Below are 22,560 nucleotides of genomic sequence, written 5' to 3'. Positions count from 1 at the left end.
GCATGTTTCGTCAACCCATTTTACATTTTTTGGCGCTCCTTCTTGATTATCCCGACGTTGATCTGCGGCAAATGCTGCCAGAGATGATGTCATCGCTTGATGCCGTTGCGGATTTACAAGAAGACGAAAAGTCCCTGCTCCGTAAACAGATTCAGTGGATGCAGGCGCAGACGCCTTTACAGCTAGAAGCGCTCTATGTAGAAACTTTCGATTGGAATCCACGTTGCGACCTGCACTTGAGCAACCATTTGCTGCCCGAAGACGATCGTGAGCGCGGCACGGTACTGGTCGGACTGCTTGATCATTATTCGGCATATGGCTGGCTCCCTGAGGATCGTGTATTACCCGATTACTTGCCGGTAGTGCTGGATTTTGCCGCAATACTGGAGGTGGACGAGGCCCGTGTTTTTTTGGGAAGTGCCGCAGAAGGTATAAGTATCCTGCACGAGAATCTCCTGGAAATTTGCAGTCCTTACGCCTGCTTGCTGGACCCTGTGCTATCCCGTGGCCGCTTTTCGTCATCTATGAAAGAAGGAGAAAAAGCATGAACTCACCCTGGAATACATTCTTCTTTGGCGTGTATCCTTATATAGCCGGGACCATATTCCTGGTGGGAAGTGTAATTCGTTATGAGCGGGAACAGGGAGGATGGACGAGTTTCTCTAGCCAAATACTGGCATCAAGACGCTATATGATGTGGGCCAGCAATTTATGGCATATAGGCATACTGACACTTTTTCTTGGGCATTTCACAGGCTTTCTCACGAATATTTTAGAGTGGTTTGGGTTGGATCCTGTAGAACATCAATGGCTGGCGGCAAGTGCCGGCATTACAGCCGGAGTTGTGGCAATGATTGGGGGTCTCATGCTGTTATTACGGAGAGTTCTTGATCCCAAGGTGCGTTATGCCAGTAGACCCATGGACATCATTATACTGGTGTGGTTGCTCATTACGCTCTGCTTTGGACTGGGCACGCAATTTGTCAGTGTTCCTGAGGTTCTGCACGACCATGTGCAGAACATGGAAACATTGATTCACTACGTCCGTAGTATAGCGGAGTTCCAGGCTCAGCCACAATTGGTTCTATCCATCCCTTTGATTTACAAAATACATATGTTTTGTGGTTTTACTGTTTTCCTGCTTTTCCCATTTAGCAGGCTGGTACATATTTGGACCGCTCCATTCAATTATATGATAAGACCGTATCAGATTGTACGCTCCAAAATTCGGTCTGTAATTTGAGTATTCACTACCATCTTTGATTAACCGAGTAAATGGAGGGGTAATGGATTCCTCGGGGCATTTGGTTCACGGTTCACCCAAACGAGCATTGATTGGTGCCACTATTGGTTTTTTCATTGGAGCTGGCTCCGTTTCCTTGTTTGGACCAACGGCTCATATTTTTCTTAAAGCCATGCATTTATCTCCGCAACAAGTAGGATTATTGGTCGCCATGCCGATGCTTACTGGGTCTTTGTTGCGCATTCCGTTTGGAGCTTCTGTTGATCGCAATGGTGGCAGATTGCCTTTTTTAACACTCTTAATAGCATCCGTTCTGGGAATTGCTGGGCTTTACTGGATGCTATTGACTCTTTATCCTGATCACCTTACGGAAAGATATTATCCTTTATTGCTAACACTTGGCGCGTTGGCAGGCTGTGGAATTGCGACATTTTCCGTAGGAATAGGGCAGATTTCCTATTGGTTTTCAAAAAAGAAACAGGGTTGGGCTCTCGCCGTCTTCGGTGGTCTCGGCGATTCATCACCTGGGTTTGTGGTGTTAATACTGCCAGCGGTAATTTTTACAGTAGGTCTTTGGGGTGGTTATTTGTTTTCTCTGGCGATTATTATCGTTGGAATGATTATATACTATCTTATGGGATTGAACGCTCCTTTTTTCCAGCTTAACAAGAAGTATAATAACGTTTCTAAGGCTAAGGAGGAATCAACATCTTATGGGCAGGAACTTTTCCCCACTGGGGGCACCTGGCATACACTATATTTATCTGCACGTCACTGGCGGACTTGGCCATTGGTGATTTTATATTTCACCAACTTCGGAGGTTTTCTAGCGCTCACCGCCTGGTTGCCTATTTTTTGGCAGACCTATTTTCACATCACTGCATTTCATGCGGTAGTTCTTACCGCTGTATTTTCATTGATTGCAGCCTTTATTCGTGTTTATGGCGGAGTGCTTTCTGATGAAATAGGAGGCGAAAAAACAGCAGTCCTGTCATTGGTTATATTACTTGTTGGTTCTATTGTTATGACATTTTCTGACGTTTTATGGATCACCATTGTTGGAGAGATTTTTGTTGGAATAGGTATGGGCATAAATAATGCCGCTGTTTTCAAGCTCGTTCCGCATTATGTTCCTGACGCAGTCGGCGGTACTGCGGGATGGGTTGGAGGACTAGGATGCCTAGGCGGATTTGCAATCCCTCCTGTTTTAGGTCATATTGTTGAATCTATAGGTTTTGAGGGATATGCACTCGGTTTTTCTGTTTACATTATTCTCGCCATTTTTTGTCTTTTTTTAGTTGCATTATTGTATAGAACCAGACAGAGCATTTTCACACAGCAAAAAACAATCGCAAGCAACTGAGAAAATCATATGGACACAGGTAAGAACCCGTTCATGTCTATTTTTTGTAGCGGTTTTTTTCGCCCAATGGCTGGTCATTTTGCGCTGATTTGCCACATGGCTGTTATCCAGGAGTAAGCACGATGAAAGTACAAATTCTCGTTTCCCAATGGTGCCCCGTTTGCCCACAGGCTGAAAAAGTGTGGAGGGAAGCTTCTGAAAAAGTGCCCATGGAACTGGAAGTTCTGGATGTCGCGGATCGCAAGGGTCGGGAAATCGTCAGTAATTTGCGCATCAAAACCGTCCCCGCCATCGTCGTGGATGGCACCTTGAAAACCGTAGGCGCACAGCCCTTGGGAGAAGTCTTGAAAATGCTCGGAGTCTCATGACAGCATCCACTGTCACGGGGCGAACCCCGGTCACGCTCATGTCGCACAGGACCTCACAAACAATGGAGATGATGATGGACCCCATAGATCAGATCATGCAACACGACCATGAACGCCTGGACCAGCTTCTGGAACAGAGCGCAGAAGCTGTGAGCCATGGCGCATGGCAGGAGGCGGCGCATTTTCTGGAAGCCTTCCGCCATGGCATCGTGGATGGTCATATGACCGTGGAAGAAAGCACCTTGTTCCCCGCCTTTGAGCGCCAGAAAGGGGATGAAGCCCAATCCCTGACCGCCCTGCTCCGCAAGGGACACCAGGATTTACGCATCTTCTTTGAGGAAATGGCGGAAGCCATTCAGGACCAGGATGCGGAAACCTTTGACGATCTTCTGAGTACCGTACAAACCATTCTCAAACAACATGATGCCAAGGAAGAAAATGAACTTTACCCATTTCTGGCGACTGCCCTGGAGGATCATGGTGAAGCTGCCGGAAGACGTATTCTCGACTTTGAGGCGGAGACAGCATCATGAGTGAATATCACGGGTGTGAATTGCCGGAGGATCTTTTTTATGATCTGGATTATGTGTGGGTACGTCCCGAAGAGGATGGCACCTTGACGATCGGAATCACAGATCCCGCCCAGACCATGTCAGGTCGCTTGCAAAAAGCCCGCATCAAAAAAATCGGCACACACCTGGAGGCCGGACGACATGTGGCCACCCTGGAGAGCGGCAAATGGGCAGGTGGTGTTCCAGTGCCTTTTGCGGGTGAAGTCATGGCCCGCAATGAAAAACTGCTGGAAGATCCCCACCTGATCAATATCGATCCCTACAATGATGCCTGGATCGCTCGCGTGAAGCCCGATGATCCAGCACATGCGCTCGACCATGTCAGCACCGGCAGCGCCGCCATCGAGGCACTGGAAGCGTGGATCAAAAGATACGGCGTCCAATGCATGCGCTGTTCGGAATGAGCAATCTCTTCGTCGGATGGCACAGTTAACCCGTGTTGACACCGTGAAAATTACCCAAAACCACGGTCGCCACCCGGAGTCTTTCCAGCCCATAACAGCCAGTCGGTCAGGGTCACCATCGTCATCCCCTTTTGGCTTTCTCATGGACTGTCGGCAGGACAATTCGCCCCCAAAACTGTCATTATAATATCATGGCAGCACAGAGAGGACCTACTTCATGGCAGAACCGGAACTGACAGCATTGCTCCAGAAGCTCCAGCGTTGTGAAGTCTGTGCTGCAGCACTGCCCCAGGCACCCCGTCCGGTCCTGCAAATCCATGGGCAGGCGCGGATTCTCATTGCCGCCCAGGCACCAGGGCGGCGCGCTCATGCCAGCGGACTCCCCTTTGATGATCAAAGTGGCGAGCGCCTGCGAGAATGGCTGGGGGTCAGCCGTGCGCAGTTCTACGATCCGCACCTTTTTGCGCTGGTCCCCATGGGATTCTGTTATCCCGGGAAAGGCCGTGCCGGGGATCTACCACCCCGTCCGGAGTGCGCGCAACACTGGCGAGCGCCACTTCTCCGCCATTGTGATCAAGTAAAACTGACGCTGGTCATCGGCCAATACGCCCGGAAGTACCATCTTCCGGACACTCGCGGCTCCCTGCAGGATCTGGTCGGCAACTGGCGCCAATACTGGCCAGATCTGATTCCCCTGCCCCATCCCAGCCCACGGAATACCCTTTGGCTGCGCCGTAACCCCTGGTTTACCGAGGAAGTCCTGCCAGCTCTGCAGAAAAGTGTCGCACAAATTCTAGCGCCATAAAATTCATGATTGAAATCGATATGAATTATTCTCAATCCGATCATTTTTCGACAAAGCCACAGGCAATGACTAGAATGACTTTATGGATAAGCAACAACTCATCGAAATCATTCCTTGGCGAGTGTACGAACACCCTTTGCCTCCAGGCTTTCGGGTATTGGCCGAGCGCCTCTGGCCACGCGGAGTCCGCAAGGAAGACCTGCCTCTGGATGCCTGGCCCAAGATGCTGACCCCCAGCACGGAGTTAAGGCAGTGGTTTCATCATGATGTCACGCTCTGGGATGAATTTCGCCAACGCTATCTGCAGGAGTTGGCCCAACAGAGCATCGAGGCCGAGCACTTGCTGGATCTCGCAGAGGGAAAGCCTCTGATTCTTCTCTACGCCGCCCAAGACAAACTGCACAATGGCGCACTTGTTTTGAAGGCATTTCTGGAAACGCAGCAAAAAAACAGAAACGCCTGGCCCGACGATACCCCATGATTGACGCGTATCCTTATGTTCAAGGATTTTGCTATCAGTTCGAATGCATTCCCCGCCGTCTTTTTTGACGACGACTGCGAATCTGCCAAAGGGTAAGGACCAGACCCACCAACACATAAGAAATACCTGCCAAAAACAGAACCAGCGGGGGGTGCACGGCGATCAGGGCCACCACCAAAACCACGATAATGGCCAGAGCAAAGGGGACGCGCCCATGGAGGTCAAAGTCCTTGAAGCTCCGAAAACGCACATTGCTCACCATCAGCAAGCCCAATACATATACCAGGCCCAAAGCAAGATATTCACTGACCTGGGTCAACCAGGGATAACCCTCACCGACAGCCACCCAGACCAGGCTGGCCAATACCGCCGCCGCCGTAGGAATGGGCAAGCCCTGGAAATAGCGCTTGGAGGCACTATGTACCTGGGCGTTGAAGCGCGCCAGGCGCAAGGCGCCGCAAGCGGTATAAATGAAAGCGCCAAGCCAGCCAAATTTCCCGAAATCCTGAAGCCCCCAGAGCAGGACGAGGATAGCGGGGGCCATGCCAAAGGCGATGACATCCGCCAGAGAATCATACTCCGCGCCAAAAGCACTTTCGGTATGGGTCATACGCGCCACCCTTCCATCCAGACCATCCAGAATCATGGCGATGAAAATGACAATGGCTGCTGTCCGATAATGGCCATGAATGGAAGCCACAATGGAATAGAAACCAGCAAAAAGGCTGGCTGTGGTGAACAAATTGGGGAGCACATAGACCCCCCGCCGGGGATATTGGGGGTTCATGGAGCCAACACAGGCAAAGTCGCCAGGCACTGGGCACCGGCACGCACCCTCTCACCAATCCGCACCTGGACTTGGGTATCCGGGGGCAAATAGGTATCCACCCGCGAGCCAAAACGGATGAAGCCAAATCGCTGCCCGATCACGACGCTATTTTCCTTCTGGACATGACAAACAATACGCCGCGCCACCAGGCCCGCCACCTGAACCACCGTCACATCCTGCCCATCGGGTGTTTGGATCCAGAGCGCATTGCGCTCATTTTCCAAAGAAGCCTTGTCCAGGGCCGCATTAAAAAAACGCCCCGGGAAATACCAGACATTGTGTACCACTCCGCTGACCGGCATGCGATTCACATGCACGTCAAAAATGTTCATGAAAATACTGATCTTGATCGCTGCACGCGACAAATAGGGATCTTCGACCTGTTCAATGGCAATCACCCGGCCATCGGCAGGACACAAAACCGACTGTGGAGACAAATCCGGCAGAGGACGCCGGGGATCACGAAAAAACTGCAGACTGAACAAAAACAACAGATAAAAAAACGCTGAAAAAACCAGCCACCAACCTGTCAGAAAAATCTGCAGGACGATGGCAAGGCCCAGAAACATCAATAAAAAAGGCCAACCTTCACGCGCCAGAATGGGATAAGGATAATCAGTTTTCATGGACGGAGCGTATCAGGACCAGAGGCATGAGAAAAGGGCAAATCCTTCTGGACAAAATTTTTGACCAGAAGAGATTCACCCCGGTATTTTTCAAAAAAACCTAGTTGCGGGAACGGTCCACAATGCGGTTCTGACCTATCCAGGTCATCATTGAACGCAGCTTGTCGCCGACCACTTCAATGGGATGCTCCGCAGCCATCCGGCGCATGGCCTGCATGGTCGCCTTACCGGCCTGGTTTTCGAGAATGAATTCCTTGGCAAACTGACCAGTCTGGATTTCCGTGAGGATTTTCTTCATCTCGGCCTTGGTGTCGGCATTGACGATCCGAGGACCACGGGTGAAATCCCCATACTCTGCCGTATTGGAGATGGAGTAACGCATATTGGCAATGCCCCCCTCATATATCAGGTCGACGATCAGTTTCAGCTCATGCAGACACTCAAAGTAGGCCATTTCCGGGGCATACCCGGCTTCCACCAGGGTTTCAAAACCAGCCTGAACCAAAGCCGTGGCACCGCCACAGAGCACCGCCTGCTCACCAAACAAGTCCGTTTCGGTTTCTTCGCGGAAGGTCGTTTCGATAACCCCGGCGCGGGTACCGCCAATGGCCTTGGCATAGGCCAAGGCAATATTGGTCGCGTTGCCGCTGGCATCCTGGTGCACGGCAATCAGACTCGGAATCCCGCCGCCCTGGGTATAGGTGGAGCGCACCAGATGGCCGGGTCCCTTGGGGGCCACCAGAAAACAATCCAGATCGGCGCGGGGGTGAATCTGACCAAAATGCACATTGAACCCATGGGCGAAAACCAGCGCCGCGCCATGCTTGATTTTTGGCGCAATTTCACCACGATACAACACCGCCTGCCCCTCGTCCGGGGTCAGGATCACGACCACATCGGCGCTGGCCACGGCATCACCGACTTCCTTCACTTCCAGTCCTGCCTTGACGGCCTTGTCCCAGGATGTGGAATCCTTGCGCAGTCCCACCACCACGGATACACCAGAATCCTTGAGATTCAGGGCATGAGCATGGCCCTGGGAGCCATAACCAATGATGGCCACTTTCTTTTTCTGGATGAGCGCCAAATCGGCATCGTTATCGTAATAAACTTTCATGTAAATCTCCGCGTCAGTACAAAAATGGATAATGAATCCGAAAGATCAGATAGCCTTGGCGCCACGGCTGATGGCACTGGCGCCACTGCGCACCACCTCTATGACCATACCCGGATCCAGGGCGTGAATAAAGGCATCCAGCTTGTCACCGGGGCCGGTGAGCTCGATGGTGTAGGAACGGTCGGTCACATCGATGATGCGGCCCCGGAAAATATCCGAAAGGCGCTTCACCTCCTCTCGATCAGGCCCCACCGCATGCACCTTGATCAACATCAGTTCACGCTCAATGTGCGGTCCATCGCTAAGATCATGGACCCGAATGACCTCGACCAGTTTGTTCAACTGCTTGAGCACCTGCTCCATGATTTCTTCCGAGCCGCTGGTGGCCACCGTCATGCGCGAGATGCTGGCATCGTGGGTGGGCGCGACGGTCATCGCCTCGATATTATAACCGCGCGCCGAAAACAGACCCGCCACCCGCGACAAGGCACCCGCTTCGTTTTCCAGCAAAATGGAGATGATATGGCGCATGTTTACACCAGGATCATTTCAGAAAGGGCCGCGCCGGCCGGGACCATGGGATAGACATTCTCCTTGGCATCCACACGGAAATCCATGAAGACCATGCGATCCTTGAGACGCAGCGCTTCGCGGATGACCGGTTCCACATCCGCGGGCTTGTCCGCCCGCAAGCCAACATGACCGTAGGCTTCCGCCAATTTGACGAAGTCCGGCAAGGCATCCACATAGCTCATGGCGTAACGATCTTCATAAAAAAACTCCTGCCACTGCCGGACCATACCCAGATAATGGTTGTTCAGGCAGGCCACCTTGAGGGGCAACTTGTATTGTTGGCAGGTGGACAACTCCTGGATATTCATCTGGATACTGCCATCACCGGTAATACAGACGACGGTGGCACCGGGCTCCGCCACCTGGGCACCCATGGCTGCCGGCAGACCAAACCCCATGGTTCCCAGCCCCCCACTATTCACCCAACGCCGGGGCTTGTCGAAACCATAAAATTGCGCCGCCCACATCTGATGCTGCCCTACGTCCGAGGTGACAATGGCCTCTCCGCCAGTGAGCTCATAGAGCTTTTGCACGACAAACTGGGGCTTGATGATCTGATCATCCTGTTGGTAATGGAGGCAATCGCGCTGGCGCCATTCTTCAATCTGCGCCCACCAGGCCTGCATGGCCTGACGGTCATTGAGGGACTCCAGTTCACCCAGGACCTGGTTCATTTCCGTCAGTACCTGCTGCAGATCGCCAACAATGGGCACATCCACCCGGACATTCTTGGAAATGGAAGAAGGATCCACGTCCACATGGACAATTTTGGCATGGGGGGCAAACTTGGCGAGATTCCCGGTGACCCGGTCATCAAAGCGTGCACCCAGAGCCACCAGCACATCACAGTGCTGCACGGCCATATTGGCTTCATAGGTCCCATGCATACCCAACATCCCCACAAACTGAGGGTCCGTAGCCGGATAGGCACCCAGGCCCATGAGGGTATGGGTTATCGGCACATGCAGGGCGCGGACCAGCTTGCGCAGTTCTTCCGAAGCGTTGCCCAGGACCACACCGCCACCGGTGTAAAACATGGGCCGCTGGGCGCTGGCAATCAGCTGCATGGCCTTGCGCACCTGTCCCGGATGGCCTTTGACCGTCGGTTTGTAGGAGCGCAAGGCAATTTTGTCGGGATAGTGATAGGCACACTGATGGGCCGTCACGTCCTTGGGAATATCCACCAGCACCGGGCCAGGTCTGCCGGTTGCCGCCAGATAAAAAGCGGCTTTCAGGGTGCTGGCCAGATCCTTGACATCCTTGACCAGAAAATTGTGCTTGGTGCAGGGGCGGGTAATGCCCACCGTATCCACTTCCTGAAAGGCATCATTACCAATCAGCGCGACGGGCACCTGCCCACTGATGACCACCAGGGGCACGGAATCCATGTAAGCCGTGGCAATACCGGTGACGGCATTGGTAGCCCCAGGCCCACTGGTGACCAGAGCCACCCCGACCTTGCCGGTTACACGGGAATACGCATCGGCGGCATGCACAGCCGCCTGCTCATGACGAACCAGTATATGCTGCACGGCTTCCTGCTTGTTCAGTTCATCGTAAATAAAGAGCACTGCGCCACCAGGATAACCAAACACAAATTCCACACCTTCTTCCCGCAGGGCGCGCACCACAATCTCGGCACCAGTCAAGGTTTCGGATGCGGTCGGCAAGATCAAGCGCTCAGAGGTGCTGGTCGGGGAAGTCATCGTCATACTCCTCAGGGAATAAAGTATCAGGGCAAAAAACTAGACAGTTTTCCCAGGCAGGTCAAATAAAAAAGCCTTGGCGTACTTTGTCCGGCATCTATAGCCACTCATCAGGAATGCTGATGCAAGCTTTCCAGATAATGGCGGGCCTTGTTTACCAGATGGTCGGGCAGACCGCGCTTGGCGGCAATAACCAGCCCCAGAGAGCGTCCAGGCACACCAATCTCCAGTTCGTAGGTCGGTTCCAAGCGATCATGATCAAAACGCATGGACGCATTGCGCAGGCAGGCATGGCTTTCAGCAAAGGATTTCAGCGGTGTCAGATGGGTCGTGACCATGCCCCGCACCCCACGCTCGGCCAGATGATCGAGCACCGCCATGGCCAAGGCCGCCCCCTCTTCCGGATCGGTACCCGTACCCAATTCATCCAGCAGGATCAGGGTATGGTCATCGGCATCAGCGAGGAGACGTTTCAGTACCTCCACATGCCCGGAATAGGTGGAAAGCTGGAAAGCCACACTTTGCGGATCACCCATGTCCACAAAAACCCGGGTAAAATTCCCCACCACCGCCCGTCCGCCCACCGGAATATGCAGCCCACAATGGGCCATCACCGTCAGCAGCCCAACGGTTTTCAGGGAAACGCTCTTGCCGCCGGTATTGGGTCCCGTCACCACCAGAATCGGGCAATCGGCATCAATGTGGACGGACAATGGCTTGGGTTGCGGACCACGTTTTTCCGCATAGGCAAGGATCAGTTGCGGATGATAGGCTTCTTCCAGGATCAATATGGGCTCATCCACCATTTCAGCCGCCTTGGCGTGCAGGTGGATGGACAACTGCGCCCCGGCAATGGCCAGATCCAGCCAGGTCAATGATTCCACCAGATGTTGCAGCCCCACCAGACGTTCCCGCCCCTCATCACTGAGGGCGCGCAAAATGGCCTGATTTTCCTGCTCGATACTGCCGGCTATTTTCTCGAGGCGATTGTTGCCCGCCACCATTTCCATGGGTTCGACCAGATAGCCGTGGCCTCCAGGTCCCGTTCCTCGCCGCACACCGCGAATCTGATCCCTGGCACCGTCGGGCAGATGGACACAGGCGCGCTGTCCGGACCAATGCAATTTGGCTCCCGGCGCCGCCAGGTGGGACTGAATGGTCTTTTGAATCTGCTCGCGCTCGCCTTTGAGTTCTGCATGTAATTGCCGAAGCCGCGCATTTCCATCCTCGCGCACACTGCCGTTGGGCATCAATACGGCATCTATTCTGGGAAGCAGATCGGCAGCCGCATCCAACCGCTCCGCCCCGGTCGGCAAGAGGGCGGGGCGCTTTTCGACAAACGGCCGCAGCACCTTACCCACGCGTAGCACCAAGGCAAGATTACGAAAAGCCGTTCCCGACAGCGCTGCCCCCGGACTGGCCACCTGGCGGATGGCGGCGCGCACATCGGGCAATTCCGGAAGCACAGGACCCTCACCGGATTCCAGACCCAAACGTGCCGCCGTAATGGCATCCTGCAACTGCCGGGCCACGCCCACCGTGGGTGCTGGCCCCAGATTACGGGCCGCATCTGCGCCAAAAGGCGTCGCACACAATTTTTCCAGTAATCGGCGAATACCCTCAAATTCCAGGGGTTTCAGGTCAGCTTCCATGGGTTCTCCTCGGCTTGGAATCTTTCAAGAGTACAAAAGGCTAGAGCTCCGTGGCAATGCACTCAGACTTGAGGTAGCTCCCGCCACCAGCGTTTGCGGCCTTCGGGGACAATGAAATTACCCAGATCATCGGGTGCCATACGCGATAAAATCCAGCCGGGAGGAACCAATTTGCCGCTACTGCCACATGACGCGCCAAGATTATTGGGATCATAAATCTTGATGAGTTGGGGATTGTCAAAATCATCCACATAGACAATCCCCAGATATTTTTCCCGATGGTCCTGATGCAGGAGAGCACTGATGGCCTCGAGACGCTGGCGAAAAAGCGCGGCTTTCAGCGGCTGCGCGGGATAATCCACACCGACAAAATACACATACCAGCCATCGTCCGCATGGGCACCGAGGGTTTCCACGAAAGCATCCCAACGCGACCACTCCTTGATACCCCAGAGCATTCCCCGATACCGCTCCGCAAAACTGGACATTCACTTTTCTCCTGTCTCACCCTGAAAACTGACCAAAACCTGCCGGGTCAAGGAGCGGGTTCGATGCTCAAACAAAAAAACGCCTTGCCAGACACCCAGGGCGGCACGCCCCTCCCTGACCGGTATGACCAGACTATTCTGGGTCAAGACGCAGCGCAAATGGGCGGACATATCATCCGGGCCTTCATTGCGATGCCGAAAATGCGGATCATCATCGGGGACCAGGCGGGCGAAATAGTCGAGAATATCCTGCTGCACATCCGGATCGGCATTTTCCTGAAGGACCAGACTGGCCGAAGTATGGGGCACAAACAGATTTACCAGCCCCTCCCGGGCTGCTACCGCCTGCAACCAGGATTGCAGCGCTCCGGTCAGTTCCTGCAGCCTCCGGCCACCCGCAGCAATTTTCCACTCGGTACTGAGATGCTTCATGGGTCCTCTCTTGGGCGGACACGCCGCGCCCGAAAAAAATCTCTCAGGAGGGTCGCCGACTCCTCGGCCAGCAGCCCGGCTTCCACTTGAATATGGTGATTGAAGCGCGAATCATTGAACAGTTGGTACAGGCTTTCCACCGCGCCAGCCTTGGGATCCGCCGCCCCATACACCAGTCGGTCCACGCGGGCATGGAGCATGGCCCCTGCACACATGATGCAAGGCTCCAGGGTAACGTAGAGCGTGGATCCGGTCAGGCGGTAATTCTCAACCTGAAGCGCGGCAGCACGCAACACCCGCATTTCTGCGTGGGCGCTGGGATCATGGGTCGCAATGGGGGCATTGTGCGCTCCGGCAACATATTCACCCGCAGCGTTCACCAGCACCGCGCCAACCGGGACCTCCCCCGCGGCCACCGCTTGCGCCGCCATGTCCAGGGCCAAACGCATCCAGCGTCTATCGGCTAACTGTTGCTCTTCCCTCATCCTACTTCTCAAGCATTTGCCTCAGATCCCGTTGTCTCCAGCGCAAACAGTCACATTTTGCCTCTGCGCGCCTTGACAGAACGCGGAATGCTGCTAATTCCCCCCGCAAGTTGCAAGAATGATACTGGCCTGCGGATTTTTTCATGATCTTGTTTGCAAGGCGAACATTATAACATTGGTCAGACCATAAAATTAAGGAAATAGACGTGCTACGCATACCAAGTTCTCCTTTGCTGGGCCTGGACATCAGCGCTGATGCGGTAAGACTCGTTTCACTCGCCCAGAGTCGCGGGAAAATCCGGGTGGAACATGCGGATGCCGAAACCTTGCCTCCGGGTGCCGTCAGTGATCGGGATATTGTCGACGGCGAAACCGTTTCCCGGGCGCTGCGCAACATGCTGGAACGTTCGCGTATTCGTACCAAAGCCGTGGCTACCGCGCTTCCCGCCAATGCGGCCATCGTCAAGGTCATTTCCCTGCCCGCCGACCTCGATGAAATCGGCATTGAAGATCAGATTCGTTATGAAGGCAGCCAATACATCCCCTATAGTATTGATGCCGTGAATTTTGATTTTTCCATACTGGGTCCGGACGATACTCGTAAAGGTTATAATCACATCTTGCTGGTGGCCAGCAAAAAGGAAGCGGTCGAAGACCTGGCGGCAGTCATAGAGGAAGCCGGCCTCAAACCGCAGATTGTCGACGTCAAACCCTTTGCCTTGTGGCTCCTGCATGAACATCTGGCCGGCACAGAACCCCAGGATAACCGCCTGAGCGGCAATGGGGTTGCACCCGGCAAGGGGATCGTGCTGGTGGAAATCGGTGGCATCACCACCAATATTTATGTGTTCCAGGACGGACATCCGGTGTACTCCAGAGAACATCATTTTGGCCTCGGGCGCCTTCTGGAAGAAATTCAGCGCCGTTATCATCTTGACAGTAACGATGCCCAGCGTATGGAACGCTTCGGCGGTCTTCCCCCCGAATACGAAAAAGACGTGCTCCAGCCTTTTGCCCGCAACATGTCCCAGGAGCTGTTCCGCTCCCTGGATTTTTTCCAGGCCAGCATGCCCGATGTACCCATTGCCGCCGCGCATCTTTTTGGCGTCGGTGCCAAAATTCCGCAACTGGCCGATCAATTGCGGCAACGGGTCAGTTATCCCGTTTTTGTGCCCGATCCCTTTACCGGGATGGAATTATCTCCCCAAATCAGTCGGCGTTTCATGGAAGCTGACCGCTCCTCACTGGCAGTTGCCTGTGGCCTTGCCCTGCGGAGGATGTCGGCATGATGCGCATCAATTTACTGCCCTATCGCGAAGCCCGCCGCGCCCAGCATAAGCAGATACTGGCTGCCGCTCTCCTGGGCATTCTTCTGGTGGCCGCGCTTTTTTACTACGGGATTTACCGTATTTTCAGCGCCCGCGTAGAAACTGAACAAGCCAAAGTCAACTATCTGCAAGGGGTCACCCATCAACTGGATTCCCAGATTGCCTCCATTGCCGACCTCCGCAAAAAACGCGATGAGTTACTGGCCCGAGAAGGCATCATCACGGATCTTCAGGACAAACGCGATAGGGTCGTTCAGGTGTTCAACGCCCTGGCCGCAGAAACACCGGACGGCGTCTTCCTGACCCATCTGCAGCAATCCGGAGATGCCATGACTGTGAATGGTTATGCCGAAGATAATGATCAGGTGGCGGCATTCATGCGCCATATCCAGTCATCCAAGATATTTACTGAACCCCAGTTAAACATCATCAGCAAGTCCAAGCTGGGCGATGAAGAGGTCGGACAATTCACCTTGCAAATGACCATACGCAAACCCACTGCAGCCGATAAAAGTGCCCAGTCCTCGGGCAAGCCGGAGGTCCAGCCGTGACTTTCGACGAAATCCGTAATCTCCAGATAGATGACATCCTCCGCTGGCCCCTGAAAACCCAGATGATCGCCATTGCCGTCATGATGGTGATTCTCGGCATTATCGTCTGGTTTGAATGCATTTCTCCCGAAAATGACCAATACGACGCCCTGCATACCCAGGAAGAAAGCCTGAAAATCCAGATTCGGCAAAAACAGCTGCTGGCGGCGTCCTTACCGGCCTATCAGGCACAAATCCAGGAAATGAACGTACGCTTTCAGAAGTTTCTGGAACAGCTTCCGAACCGGACGCAAATCCCCTCCCTGCTGGATGACGTGACGCTCGCGGGACGTAGTCGTGGCCTGGATTTTGAACTGTTTCAACCCATGGCGGAAATCAACAAGCATTTCTATGCCGAAATTCCGGTAAAGCTCAAGGTAGTGGGTACCTACAATGACATCGGCCGCTTCGCTGCCGCAGTGGCCGCCATGCCGCGCATTGTCACCATCAGCGGGATAGATGTTTCCCGGGTTCCCGACAGCGCCAACACCCCGGCGGCCAAAGCCCTGGCGGCTCAGCAACTGGTCATGCAATGCACGGCGACCACCTATCGCTATCTGGACAGTGCTGACAAGACCGGCCAGGCCCAGGACGGGAGCAAGCCATGAAAACGAACGTAGTGAGTTTCTGTAAAACGAACGTAGTGAGTTTCTGTAAAACGTCCTCCACCAAAACCAACGGCACCCGTGTCCGGCAAAAAATCCGCAGCATTCTGGCCATCAGCGCCGGTCTCGCGGTGCTGGCCGGCTGTTCCAACAGTGATGATTTGAGCCATCTGCGTGCTTTTGTCGCCAATGGGCCAACTCAGCATCCTGTCATTCCGCCATTACCCAAAACCCCGGCATATCAGCCCACGGCCTACCACAATCCGGCCAATCGAGATCCCTTTACCAGCTTTTCCGAGATGCTGTTGCGCAAGGAAGCTGCGGCTGAAAGTCATGGCGGCCCGCGTCCGGCATCCCATGGTCCACTGCAACCGCTGGAGAAGTATGCACTTTCCAGCCTGAACTTGACCGGAATCATACGCTCGGCCAATGGCCAGTTGTGGGCCGTCATTCAAACTCCCGATGCCAAGGTGTATCGCGCCACCATCGGTAGTGATATCGGCACCCATGACGGGCGCATTACGGGTATCGACGACCGCCTGACCAAACAATCGGTCACCGTGGAGCAATATCTCCCCAATGCTTTTGGGGGCTACAAGAAAGAGCAAACCATCTTACACATGCAGAGCGGTAGCTGAACATGACGAACCTGACCCCGAAGAATACAGAGGAATGCCCAAAAATGTGCGCAGCCAAGAAGGTCCGCCTTCCACTCAGCAGCCGTCCCTTACTGCCCTGTCTGCGGCCAGCAACCAGCGCCATTCTGGCCGCCGTCCTGTGCCTGAGCTCCGGCGCGGCCTGGGCGGAAAGCCTGATCAGCAGCATCACCCCCAGTTCGGACCAGCACGGCACGGCTTTCGTCATCCACAGTGATTCCCGCCCTGCCTATGATGTGAATACGTTCAATGGTGGCTACCGAGTACAAATTGATTTTACCGATGCCCACTTTCTTCCCTCGGTGGGGACAGTCCTGCCCAGCGGCGCTGTAGAAAATGTGCTGATCGAAAATCAGGGGCACAACGCCCGTCTGGATCTGCTCCTCAAATCGCCACAGGCGATCATGATGGAACCCACCATAGGAGGCTATCGCCTGGCACTGATCGATAACCAGAGCAAAGCCGCAGCTCCGGCAACAACCAGCGCTGCCGCTGTCACTCCGACGGCGGCCGCATCTCCCGCAACCACCACTTCGGCGGCAGTCACACCCGCAACTCCCGCAGCAGAAACCCGTCTTGCAGACGGCAGTCCTGCGGAACCGGCTGCAACTGCCCCGGTCATGGGCACTACCGTCAACGGCCTGCATTTCAAACGGGGCAAGCAGGGCGGCGGTATTCTGGATTTATCCATTGCCGGCCCTCAGCCGGAAATGAATGTGACCCGGGAAGATGGCCGACTGGTGGTGGAACTCAAAAACACCACCCTGCCCGCCAGCTATACCCATCGTTTCGGGGTGACCCAGTTTGGCACTCCGGTGCAGTACGTGGACAGTTATCCCATTGGACGGAACACCCGTCTGGTATTCGCCATCCAGGGTCCCTATGAATATTCGGCTTACCAAATCGGTCAGCATGCTCTGATCGATGTCCACCCCAAGACCGAAACTGCCGTGCAAAACCCCCATGCCGGCGCTCGTCTGAGCATGGATTTTCAGAATATCAGCGTGCGCGATGCCTTGCAGGTCATCGCCGACTTTACCCACCAGAATATTGTGGTTTCCAACAATGTCACGGGCAGCCTGTCCATCCGCCTGAAAAACGAACCCTGGGAGCAGGCTTTCAAGGTCATTCTGCAATCCCAGGGTCTGGCGGTCAAACATATCGGGAACATCCTCTGGGTCGCCCCGGCCAGTCAAATCTCCAGCCAGGAAGAGGCGGAACTCAAGGCGGATGCCAGCCAGCGCAAACTGGAGCCCCTGGAAACCCAGCTGATCCAGATCAAGTATGCCAAAGCCTCCAGTATCGCTGCCCTTCTCGAAGGCTTTGACCAGAACAAGCAACCCGGTGCCCCGAACGATCAGATGAGTGCCTACCAACAGCAATCCCTGGCCAACGCTCTGGGGCTGCCCAAATCCAGCATCATCGGCAATTCCCTGTTGGGGCCGCGCGGCAGTGTGGCAGTAGTCAAGCGTACCAACAGTCTGCTGGTCCGGGATACCCCCCGGGATATCGACAACATCAAAAAGCTGATTGCCAAGATCGACAAGCCGGTGCCACAGGTGCTGATCGCAGCGCGCATTGTCCAGATTACCACCAGCGCCGCCCATTCCCTGGGCGTCAACTGGGGCGGCACCTACACTTCCAATGGTGCGGGAGGGGTGGTCAACCTTTCCGGAACCGGGGCCACCGGGACCACGGAACCCCAGGGGGGATCCTATCCGATTTCAGGAGGCAGCGGCTCCAGTTCAACGACGGGTACCGGTTTCACCGTACCGGCTTTAGCCAACCTCGAAGCTTCCAATGCGGGTACGGCACTGGCCAGCGCCACACCGGCTTCTCTGGGTTTTGCCCTGGGCACTGCGGCCGGAAACCGGATTCTCAATCTGCAACTGCAGGCCTTGCAGGTGGACAACCGCGCCAAGATCATTTCCAGTCCGAAGGTGCTGACCGAAGACAATGAAAAGGCCGTCATCTCCCAGGGTCAGGAAATCCCCTATCAGCAATCCACCAGCAGCGGCGCCACCGCGGTTTCCTTCAAGAAAGCCGAATTGAGTCTGGATGTGACGCCGCACATTTCCCCCAATGGCAAAATCACCCTGGATGTGACGGCGCAAAACAATCAGCCCAACTATGCCGAAGCCTTGCCTTCAGGCATTCCCATCCAGACCCAGGAAGTCAAAACCAAACTGCTGGTCAACGATGGACAAACCGTGGTCATTGGCGGTATTTATACGGATACTACCACCCACAACCAGACGGGGATTCCACTTTTGAAAGATATTCCGCTGCTGGGCTGGCTGTTCAAGAGTAATGTCCATAGTGTCGCCAAAACCGAGCTACTGGTATTCATCACCCCGAAAGTCATCGGTGGTGATGTCCAGGACGACCTTGCCGGCGCGAGTGGCGACAGTAACCTCGGACAATGACCGGAACGGTGATCCTGATCGGGCCCATGGGCGCGGGAAAATCGACCATCGGGCGGCTTCTGGCCGCCCGTTTACGTATCCCTTATGTAGACAGCGACCAACTCATCGTCAGCCGTACCGGAGTAGATATCCCCACGATTTTTGAAATCGAGGGAGAAGCCGGCTTTCGCGAACGCGAGGTCAAAATCATTGCCGATCTGGTAGAACAGGCCAACCCCATGGTGCTTGCCACCGGCGGCGGGGCGGTTCTCGATCCCCGAAATCGTGCCCATCTGCGCCGGATGGGTCGGGTGATCTACCTGGACATCAGCGTGGAGGAACAGTTGAAAAGGGTCCGCCACGACCGTAACCGCCCCTTGCTGCAAAATGCCGACCTGGAAAACCGCCTGCGGCATCTCGCCCAGCAAAGAAACTGCATTTATCAACAGACAGCCCATTGGCGGGTGAGTGGCGATGGCTTGCGTTCCGATCAGGTACTGCGACGGATTTTAAGACATTTGCAGGCTCATCCTGCTTAGTTGGGACACGATCTCTGTGTTTCCCCTCTTGCCTGCAGGCCCAAGAAACTCAACAATGGCAGGGTAAATTCGCCCACAAGAGCTTAGATCATATGCAAAGTCTTCGTGTAGAACTTGGTCAGCGCAGTTACTCCATCCATATGGGTAGTGGCATTCTCAGCGATTTCAGCCTCTTCGTCCCAGTTTTGAGCAAGGGATCGGTTGCCATCATTACCGACAGCAATGTGGGTCCCCTCTACCTGAAGACCCTGCAAAACACCTTGGAGGCTCTACACAAGGATGCCCTGGTCATCACCCTGCCCGCTGGCGAGGAAAGCAAATCTCTCGACCAAATCCAGGCCATTACCGGAGAGTTGCTCAGGGCCGGATATGGTCGCGATTGCACTCTCTGCGCGCTGGGCGGTGGTGTGGTCGGCGACATTACCGGCTTTGCGGCCGCCGTTTATCAACGCGGGGTTGCCTACATCCAGATTCCCACGACCCTGCTGGCCATGGTGGACTCCTCCGTCGGCGGCAAAACCGGGGTCAATCATCCATTGGGCAAGAACATGATCGGTACCTTTTATCAACCCCGCTGCGTCATCGCCGATACCGATACCCTCGACAGTCTGCCGGAACGGGAATTCCGCTCGGGATTGGCTGAAGTCATCAAATACGGGCTGATCAATGATCTGAGTTTTTTCTCCTGGCTGGAAAACCATCTGGATGCCGTCCTCGCCCGTGACAGCGATGCCCTGGAAAAAATCATCAAGACCTCCTGCAAAGACAAGGCGGAAGTCGTCAGCCGGGATGAACTGGAAGGAGGGCTGCGTGCCATTCTGAATTTTGGCCACACCTTTGGCCATGCCATCGAAGCGGCCAGCGGTTATGGCCATTATCTGCACGGTGAGGCGGTAGCCATCGGTATGGTCATGGCCGCCGATCTTTCCCGACGTCTGGACCGGCTCCGGGAAAGTGAACAAACCCGGATATACAAACTCATCAAGGCGGCAGGACTCCCCACCATCGCCCCCCGTCTGGAGATTTCCACCTATCTGGACTTCATGAAAGTGGATAAAAAGGCAGAAGCCGGGCAAATCCGCTTTGTCCTGCTCAACAGCATCGGCAGCGCCCTGATTACCGGAGATGTTCCCCCAGCCGCCATCATCCAAACCCTGCAGGCTTTTATGGAGCGCAGCGCATGAATGAAATCAACAAAGCCACCGCGGAATTACAGGCAGAAATGGCCCAACGCATGGTCATCAATCCCGAGGGTACCCGTCGTATTGGTAATTTTGGCTTCATAGAACTGGAGGAAAGCTGGGGCGATGAAGCCACCATCATCAATACCGCCCGCATCAGCACCACCAACCAGCGCCTGAAAAGTGGCCAGGACTTCAGCGAGCGTGATCGTCATCTGCTCTATCAGTTGCTCCGCGACCAGCATGGCACCCCCTTTGAAACCGTTTATTTCCGTTTTCGCTTTATCGCTCCCATTTTTGTGTTGCGCCAGTGGGTCAAACATCGGATTTCCAGCTGGAACGAGTTTTCCATGCGTTACCGCAAGCCCATCTCCGTCGCCTACATTCCCGATGCCACCGCACGGACAGTAGATGGCTACGCGGTCCTCGACGAGGCGGCGATGGCCGAATATGAAGCCCTGATGGGACAACTGTTTCAGTGGTATGAAACCCAGTACAGTGCTGCCTGTGCGCGCATTGATCAAGCCCGGGAGTCGGGCGAACTGCCTCCCAAGGAAGGTGGTCGCGATCCCTATCGGGGCCGAGCCCGGGAACTCCTGCGCAATGTCATGCCGGTGGCCGTCTATTCCGACGTGTACTGGACCGTCAACTTCCGCAGTCTCATGAATTTTTTCAAGTTGCGGCGCAAAAAAGACGCCCAGTATGAAATTCGGGAATATGCGGATGCGGCCTACGCACTGTTTGCCGCCCGCCTGCCACTCCTGGCGGAAACCATGCAGCGGGTCATCCAAGAGTCAGCGGGCGGATCGGCTGCAGAGGAGCATGGTGGGCTTGGCGGATAAATCCTCCTTTCATGGCCTGCTGGCGCCTTACGCGGCTCATGCCGAGAGCAGCCTGGGTCGCAAATACCCAGAAGATCCTCCGGAAGGTCGCAGCCCTTTCCAGCGTGATCGGGATCGGGTGATTCACTCCAGCGCCTTTCGCCGCCTGGAATATAAAACCCAGGTATTCGTCAATCATGAAGGAGACTTGTATCGCACCCGCCTCACCCATACCCTGGAAGTAGCCCAGGTGGGCCGGGCCATCGCCCGCCAACTGGGTCTCGATGAGGATCTGGTGGAAGCCATTGCCCTGGCCCATGACCTGGGCCACACCCCCTTTGGTCATGCCGGCCAGGATGCCCTGCAGGAATGCATGCATGATCTCGGCGGCTTCGAGCATAACATCCAGTCCTTGCGCATTGTGGATCGCCTCGAAGTCCGTTACGGCGATTTCCCCGGCCTGAATCTCAGTTTTGAGACCCGGGAAGGCATCCTCAAACATTGCGCCAAAAGCAAAGCCGCCGACCTGGGGGATGTGGGCGAACGCTTCCTGCACGGCACCCAACCCAGTCTGGAAGCGCAAATCACCAATCTCGCCGATGAAATTGCCTACAATAACCATGACATAGACGATGGCCTGCGCGCCGGCCTGCTGGATTTGCAGGAACTCTGCAGCAATCCCCTGTACGGAGACATTTATGCCGAAGTCCAATCCCATTATCCCGATGCCAGTGTCACTATTCTGCGCCATGAAACCGGGCGTCGCCTGATCAATCTGCTGATCAATGATCTGGTTGGAGAAACCCGGCGGCGTATCCAGAACGGGAAAATCGGCAGCATTGCCGAAGTTCGCGCCAGCCCCCAGCCACTGGCCGCTCACAGCCCGGAAATCGCCGCTCAGATCCAGTCACTGAAAAGTTATCTGTTTCATCGCATGTATCGGCATCCCCGGGTGCATCGTCAGACGGAAAAAGCCAAACGCCTGGTGCGCCGCCTTTTTCATACCCTGCGCGAGGATCCTCGCCTGCTCCCCCTGAAATATCAGGCGCGCATTCAAGGCAGCGATCAGCAGGAAAAAAGCCAGGCGCGGATTGTCGCTGATTATATTGCCGGCATGACCGATCGTTTCGCCATCGCCGAATATGACCGCCTGTTTGACCCCCACGGGGAAGCTTGAAAACGCAGTCGGCATTTTCCTCGCCTCCATGGGCAGGACATATACCCTCTTGGACCTCGTCCACAAGCCCGCTATAATGTCCAGCCCTGCTTTGCAGTTCGGCGACAGGGTGAC

Annotated in this window: 26 protein-coding genes; 17 read left to right on the top strand and 9 right to left on the bottom strand. The window is 54.9% G+C overall.

All coding sequences use genetic code 11. The annotated features are described in order from the left end of the window. Window positions 1-2: 2 nt before the first annotated feature. The 8 genes from narJ to ACJU26_RS04705 all read left to right on the top strand — a co-directional run bounded on the left by narJ (window position 3) and on the right by ACJU26_RS04705 (window position 5,236). Window positions 3-548, top strand: a complete 546-nt coding sequence (gene narJ, locus ACJU26_RS04740; protein WP_414041381.1) for a nitrate reductase molybdenum cofactor assembly chaperone — start codon at window positions 3-5, stop codon at window positions 546-548. Further along, complete coding sequence (gene narI, locus ACJU26_RS04735; RefSeq protein ID WP_414041380.1) at window positions 545-1,243, top strand: respiratory nitrate reductase subunit gamma; 699 nt, start codon at window positions 545-547, stop codon at window positions 1,241-1,243. Before narJ ends, narI begins: the two co-directional genes overlap by 4 nt. Window positions 1,244-1,286: 43 nt before the next feature. Beyond that, window positions 1,287-2,606, top strand: a complete 1,320-nt coding sequence (locus tag ACJU26_RS04730; protein ID WP_414041379.1) for an MFS transporter — start codon at window positions 1,287-1,289, stop codon at window positions 2,604-2,606. Window positions 2,607-2,728: 122 nt separating this feature from the next. Next, complete coding sequence (locus ACJU26_RS04725; RefSeq protein ID WP_414041378.1) at window positions 2,729-2,974, top strand: thioredoxin family protein; 246 nt, start codon at window positions 2,729-2,731, stop codon at window positions 2,972-2,974. Between the two features lie 62 nt (window positions 2,975-3,036). After that, entirely contained in the window at window positions 3,037-3,507 is a 471-nt protein-coding gene (locus ACJU26_RS04720; protein WP_414041189.1) for a hemerythrin domain-containing protein, read from the top strand. Next, a complete protein-coding gene (locus ACJU26_RS04715; RefSeq protein WP_414041377.1) occupies window positions 3,504-3,950 on the top strand; it encodes a glycine cleavage system protein H in 447 nt (148 codons plus the stop codon). Before ACJU26_RS04720 ends, ACJU26_RS04715 begins: the two co-directional genes overlap by 4 nt. A gap of 217 nt (window positions 3,951-4,167) precedes the next feature. Continuing rightward, window positions 4,168-4,755, top strand: coding sequence for a uracil-DNA glycosylase family protein (locus ACJU26_RS04710; protein WP_414041376.1), 588 nt, complete (start codon window positions 4,168-4,170; stop codon window positions 4,753-4,755). Between the two features lie 82 nt (window positions 4,756-4,837). Continuing rightward, window positions 4,838-5,236 carry a DUF488 domain-containing protein gene (locus ACJU26_RS04705; RefSeq protein ID WP_414041375.1) on the top strand — a complete coding sequence of 133 codons (399 nt, stop codon included), beginning with the start codon at window positions 4,838-4,840 and terminating at the stop codon, window positions 5,234-5,236. Between the two features lie 34 nt (window positions 5,237-5,270). On the opposite strand, the gene pssA is transcribed toward ACJU26_RS04705, so the two are convergent. The 9 genes from pssA to tadA all read right to left on the bottom strand — a co-directional run bounded on the left by pssA (window position 5,271) and on the right by tadA (window position 13,144). Beyond that, a complete protein-coding gene (gene pssA / locus ACJU26_RS04700; RefSeq protein WP_414041374.1) occupies window positions 5,271-6,023 on the bottom strand; it encodes a CDP-diacylglycerol--serine O-phosphatidyltransferase in 753 nt (250 codons plus the stop codon). After that, complete coding sequence (locus ACJU26_RS04695; RefSeq protein ID WP_414041373.1) at window positions 6,020-6,691, bottom strand: phosphatidylserine decarboxylase; 672 nt, start codon at window positions 6,689-6,691, stop codon at window positions 6,020-6,022. Before ACJU26_RS04695 ends, pssA begins: the two co-directional genes overlap by 4 nt. 100 nt (window positions 6,692-6,791) lie before the next feature. After that, window positions 6,792-7,808 (bottom strand): ketol-acid reductoisomerase, encoded by a 1,017-nt coding sequence (gene ilvC / locus ACJU26_RS04690; protein ID WP_414041372.1) that lies wholly within the window; start codon window positions 7,806-7,808, stop codon window positions 6,792-6,794. A 45-nt stretch (window positions 7,809-7,853) separates the two neighbouring features. Beyond that, the gene (gene ilvN, locus ACJU26_RS04685; protein WP_414041371.1) at window positions 7,854-8,339 is read right to left on the bottom strand and encodes an acetolactate synthase small subunit; all 486 of its coding nucleotides are present in this window, start codon (window positions 8,337-8,339) and stop codon (window positions 7,854-7,856) included. A gap of 2 nt (window positions 8,340-8,341) precedes the next feature. Next, entirely contained in the window at window positions 8,342-10,087 is a 1,746-nt protein-coding gene (gene ilvB, locus ACJU26_RS04680) for a biosynthetic-type acetolactate synthase large subunit (protein WP_414041370.1), read from the bottom strand. A 110-nt stretch (window positions 10,088-10,197) separates the two neighbouring features. Further along, entirely contained in the window at window positions 10,198-11,739 is a 1,542-nt protein-coding gene (locus ACJU26_RS04675; protein WP_414041369.1) for an endonuclease MutS2, read from the bottom strand. 62 nt (window positions 11,740-11,801) lie between these two features. Next, complete coding sequence (locus tag ACJU26_RS04670; protein ID WP_414041368.1) at window positions 11,802-12,227, bottom strand: hypothetical protein; 426 nt, start codon at window positions 12,225-12,227, stop codon at window positions 11,802-11,804. Beyond that, window positions 12,228-12,659 (bottom strand): secondary thiamine-phosphate synthase enzyme YjbQ, encoded by a 432-nt coding sequence (locus ACJU26_RS04665; RefSeq protein WP_414041367.1) that lies wholly within the window; start codon window positions 12,657-12,659, stop codon window positions 12,228-12,230. Beyond that, complete coding sequence (tadA, locus tag ACJU26_RS04660) at window positions 12,656-13,144, bottom strand: tRNA adenosine(34) deaminase TadA (RefSeq protein ID WP_414041366.1); 489 nt, start codon at window positions 13,142-13,144, stop codon at window positions 12,656-12,658. Before tadA ends, ACJU26_RS04665 begins: the two co-directional genes overlap by 4 nt. A gap of 206 nt (window positions 13,145-13,350) precedes the next feature. On the opposite strand from tadA, the gene pilM reads away from it, so the two are divergent. The 9 genes from pilM (at window position 13,351) to ACJU26_RS04615 (ending at window position 22,446) form a co-directional block, all read left to right on the top strand. Beyond that, window positions 13,351-14,433, top strand: coding sequence for a type IV pilus assembly protein PilM (pilM, locus tag ACJU26_RS04655; RefSeq protein WP_414041365.1), 1,083 nt, complete (start codon window positions 13,351-13,353; stop codon window positions 14,431-14,433). Then, window positions 14,430-15,023: a PilN domain-containing protein gene (locus tag ACJU26_RS04650; protein WP_414041364.1), complete on the top strand. Its 594-nt coding sequence runs from the start codon at window positions 14,430-14,432 to the stop codon at window positions 15,021-15,023. Before pilM ends, ACJU26_RS04650 begins: the two co-directional genes overlap by 4 nt. Beyond that, on the top strand, window positions 15,020-15,670 hold the full coding sequence (locus ACJU26_RS04645) for a type 4a pilus biogenesis protein PilO (RefSeq protein WP_414041363.1): 651 nt from the start codon (window positions 15,020-15,022) through the stop codon (window positions 15,668-15,670). The genes ACJU26_RS04650 and ACJU26_RS04645 overlap by 4 nt, the downstream gene beginning before the upstream one ends. Next, entirely contained in the window at window positions 15,667-16,305 is a 639-nt protein-coding gene (locus ACJU26_RS04640) for a pilus assembly protein PilP (protein WP_414041362.1), read from the top strand. Before ACJU26_RS04645 ends, ACJU26_RS04640 begins: the two co-directional genes overlap by 4 nt. 44 nt (window positions 16,306-16,349) lie before the next feature. After that, the gene (locus tag ACJU26_RS04635; RefSeq protein ID WP_414041361.1) at window positions 16,350-18,749 is read left to right on the top strand and encodes a type IV pilus secretin PilQ; all 2,400 of its coding nucleotides are present in this window, start codon (window positions 16,350-16,352) and stop codon (window positions 18,747-18,749) included. Continuing rightward, a complete protein-coding gene (locus tag ACJU26_RS04630) occupies window positions 18,746-19,267 on the top strand; it encodes a shikimate kinase (RefSeq protein ID WP_414041360.1) in 522 nt (173 codons plus the stop codon). Before ACJU26_RS04635 ends, ACJU26_RS04630 begins: the two co-directional genes overlap by 4 nt. Window positions 19,268-19,359: 92 nt before the next feature. Further along, window positions 19,360-20,451 carry a 3-dehydroquinate synthase gene (aroB, locus tag ACJU26_RS04625; RefSeq protein WP_414041359.1) on the top strand — a complete coding sequence of 364 codons (1,092 nt, stop codon included), beginning with the start codon at window positions 19,360-19,362 and terminating at the stop codon, window positions 20,449-20,451. After that, window positions 20,448-21,290, top strand: coding sequence for an FAD-dependent thymidylate synthase (gene thyX / locus ACJU26_RS04620; protein WP_414041358.1), 843 nt, complete (start codon window positions 20,448-20,450; stop codon window positions 21,288-21,290). The genes aroB and thyX overlap by 4 nt, the downstream gene beginning before the upstream one ends. Continuing rightward, complete coding sequence (locus ACJU26_RS04615) at window positions 21,280-22,446, top strand: deoxyguanosinetriphosphate triphosphohydrolase (protein WP_414041357.1); 1,167 nt, start codon at window positions 21,280-21,282, stop codon at window positions 22,444-22,446. Before thyX ends, ACJU26_RS04615 begins: the two co-directional genes overlap by 11 nt. The last annotated feature ends 114 nt before the right edge of the window (window positions 22,447-22,560 follow it).

Origin of the sequence: Acidithiobacillus sp. M4-SHS-6 (genome assembly GCF_047421495.1) — a bacterium.
Lineage (GTDB): Bacteria > Pseudomonadota > Gammaproteobacteria > Acidithiobacillales > Acidithiobacillaceae > Acidithiobacillus.
The sequence above is the reverse complement of the archived record's forward strand: the minus strand, read 5'-3'. Positions and strand labels throughout refer to the sequence as shown.